This is a genomic window from Saccharomonospora sp. (genome assembly GCF_027317685.1).
In the GTDB taxonomy this organism is placed as follows: Bacteria; Actinomycetota; Actinomycetes; order Mycobacteriales; family Pseudonocardiaceae; genus Saccharomonospora.
On the sequence record NZ_DAHVQP010000012.1, the window covers coordinates 1 to 3,451 of the forward strand.

2 protein-coding genes and 1 pseudogene are annotated in these 3,451 nt (G+C 65.5%); all 3 read right to left on the minus strand.

Annotated features, from left to right (window positions below; translation table 11 throughout):
• Positions 1-852 (minus strand): annotated as a pseudogene (locus tag M7H19_RS00940) (F0F1 ATP synthase subunit beta); the annotation flags it as partial.
• A 3-nt stretch (positions 853-855) separates the two neighbouring features.
• Positions 856-1,791, minus strand: coding sequence for a F0F1 ATP synthase subunit gamma (locus M7H19_RS00945; RefSeq protein WP_298175869.1), 936 nt, complete (start codon positions 1,789-1,791; stop codon positions 856-858).
• A 9-nt stretch (positions 1,792-1,800) separates the two neighbouring features.
• Complete coding sequence (atpA, locus tag M7H19_RS00950) at positions 1,801-3,447, minus strand: F0F1 ATP synthase subunit alpha (protein WP_298175871.1); 1,647 nt, start codon at positions 3,445-3,447, stop codon at positions 1,801-1,803.
• Between the last annotated feature and the right edge of the window lie 4 nt (positions 3,448-3,451).

Sequence of the window (3,451 nt, forward strand, 5' to 3'; positions counted from 1 at the left end):
CGGCTGGTAACCCACGGCCGACGGCATCCGGCCCAGCAGGGTCGACACCTCGGAACCGGCCTGGGTGAACCGGAAGATGTTGTCGATGAACAGCAGCACGTCCTGGTTCTGCACGTCGCGGAAGTACTCCGCCATCGTCAGAGCGGACAGCGCCACCCGCATACGGGTGCCCGGCGGCTCGTCCATCTGCCCGAACACGAGCGCGGTGTCGTTGATGACGCCGTCCTCGCTCATCTCCAGGAAGAGGTCCGTGCCCTCACGGGTACGCTCGCCGACACCGGCGAAAACCGAGGTACCACCGAAGTTCTTGGCGACACGGGTGATCATCTCCTTGATGAGCACCGTCTTGCCCACACCGGCACCACCGAACAGACCGATCTTGCCACCCTGCACGTACGGGGTGAGCAGGTCGATCACCTTCAGACCGGTCTCCAGCATCTCGGTCTTACCCTCGAGCTGGTCGAACGCCGGCGGCTTACGGTGAATGGACCAACGCTCCAGGTCGGCACCGTAGCCGGGCTCGTCCAGGCACTCGCCGAGCGCGTTGTAGACGTGACCCTTCACCTTGTCACCGACCGGGACCGAGATCGGCGCGCCGGTGTCGGTGACCTCGGCACCCCGCACCAGACCGTCCTGCGGCTGGAGCGAAATGGTGCGCACGAGGTTGTCACCGAGGTGCTGCGCCACCTCCAACGTGACCGTCTTGCGCAGCTCCTCGAACTCGACCTCCACCTTGAGGGCGTTGTTCAGCTCGGGCACCGCGCCGCGGGGAAACTCGACATCGACGACCGGCCCGGTCACGGAGACGATCCGCCCCTTGGCCGCGGTTGCTGTGTCTTGCACGGCAGTCATGGCTTACACATCACTTCCTGTGGCGGCGAGCGCGTCAGCCCCACCGACGATTTCGCTGATCTCCTGGGTGATCTGGGCCTGGCGGGCCTGGTTCGCCAGTCGGGTGTAGGTCTCGACCAGCTCCTGGGCGTTGTCCGACGCCGACTTCATGGCGTTGCGCTGTGCCGCCAGCTCGGACGCCGCCGACTCCAACAACGCCGCATAGATCCGCGTGTTGATGTACTTAGGCAACAGTGCACCCAGCAACTGCTCGGCACTCGGCTCGAACTCGTACGCCGGAGGAATGGCCGTGGGGGCCTCCTCGGTGTACTCGACCTCCAGCGGGGCGATGCGGCGAGCGACCGGCGTCTGCGTGAGCATCGAGCGGAACTCGGTGTACACAATGTGGAGTTCGTCCACGCCGAGCACACCGTCGGCGCCCGCGTTCGCACCCTCGTCGTCCGCACCGGCGACGAACGCGCTCACCAGGGTCTCCCCCACCTCGGCGGCGTTCTCGTAACGCGGCTGCTGCGAGAACCCGGTCCAGCTGCCCGCGATCTCGCGGTCACGGAACTTGTAGTAGTTCACGCCCTTACCGCCGATCACGTAGAGCTGGGGATCCTTGCCCTGCTCGCGGAGCAGGGCAAGCAGTTCCTCGGTCGCTCGCAGCGCGTTGGCGTTGTAACCGCCGACGAGGCCCTTGTCACTGGTCACCACCAACACGGCGACCCTCTTGGGGTTCGGCCGTTCGACCAGCAAGGGGTGGTCGAGATTGGTGCTGGCCCCCGCCAGGGCGGAGAGCACGTTGGTGATCTCCGACGCGTACGGCCGGGACGCCTCGACCCTCGCCTGCGCCTTGCTGATGCGCGAGGTGGCGATGAGCTCCATCGCCTTAGTGATCTTCCCGATCGACTTGGTTGCCCGGACCTTCTGCCGGAGCTCACGAAGCTGAGCGGTCATATTCGCGCCCTACTTCTTCGCAGCCGCGGGACGGTGCACCTTCACAGATTCCTGGCCGACCTTCTCCGCGTCCATGGGATCGACGGACTCGTCGCCGACCAGCGACTTGCCCTCGGAGGTGGTGAAGCCCTTCTTGAACTCCTTCGTCACCTCGATGACCCGCTCGGCGAGCTCGTCGGTCCAGTGACCCTTGTCGCGGATCTCGGCGAGGATGTCGTCGTGCCGATGCCGGATCGTCTCCAGCAGCTCGTTGTTGAACCGAGCCGTGTCTTCGATCGGCACGTCGTCGAAGTGACCGTTCGAGCCAAGGAAGACCGTGACGACCTGCTGCTCGACCGGCACCGGCGAGTACTGCGGCTGCTTGAGCAGCTCGTACAGCCGGGCACCGCGGTCCAGTTGGGCCTTCGACGCGGCGTCGAGGTCCGAGGCGAAGGCCGCGAACGCCTTCAGCTCCTCGTACTGCGACAGGTCGATCCGCAATGAACCCGAGACCTTCTTCATCGCCTTGATCTGGGCGTCACCACCGACTCGCGACACCGACGTGGTCACGTCGACCGCAGGGCGCTGACCCGAGTTGAAGAGGTCAGACTGGAAGAAACACTGCCCGTCGGTAATCGAGATGACGTTCGTGGGGATGTAGGCCGAGATGTCGTTGGCCTTGGTCTCGATGACGGGCAGGCCCGTGAGCGAACCGCCACCCAGTTCGTCCGACAGCTTCGCGCAGCGCTCCAGCAGACGCGAGTGCAAGTAGAAGACGTCACCGGGGAACGCCTCACGGCCCGGCGGACGACGCAGCAACAGCGAGATCGCGCGGTACGCCTCAGCCTGCTTGGTGAGGTCATCGAACACGATCAGCACGTGCTTGCCCTGGTACATCCAGTGCTGGCCGAGCGCGGAGCCCGAGTACGGGGCCAGCCACTTGAAGCCCGCGGAGTCGGAGGCGGGAGCGGCGACGATGGTCGTGTACTCCATCGCACCCGCGTCCTCCAGCGACTTACGCACCGAGGCGATCGTGGAGCCCTTCTGACCGACCGCGACGTAGATGCAGCGAACCTGCTTCTTCGGGTCGCCGCTCTCCCAGTTGGCCTTCTGGTTGATGATCGTGTCGATGCAGACCGCGGTCTTACCGGTCTTGCGGTCACCGATGATCAGCTGGCGCTGTCCGCGGCCGATCGGGGTCATGGCGTCGATCGCCGTGATACCGGTCTGCAGCGGCTCCGACACCGGCTGCCGCTCCACCACGGACGCGGCCTGGAGCTCCAAGGCACGACGCTCGGTCGCCTCGATGTCGCCGAGTCCGTCGATCGGTTTGCCGAGCGGGTCGATGACGCGGCCGAGGAAGTTCTCGCCGACCGGGATCGAGAGGATCTGACCGGTGCGCTTGACTTCCTGGCCTTCCTCGATCGACTCGAAGTCACCGAGGATGACGACACCGATCTGGCGCGGTTCCAGGTTCTGCGCGACGCCGAGAATCCCGCCGGGGAACTCCAGCAGTTCGTTGGCCATGGTGCCCGGCAGGCCCTCGACGTGGGCCACACCGTCGCCGGTGTCGACGACGACGCCGACCTCTTCCCGGCTCACGTCCGGGGAATAACTCGAGACGTAGTTCTCGATCGCGTTGGCGATCTCATCCGAGGAGATCGTCAGCTCCGCCATGTCG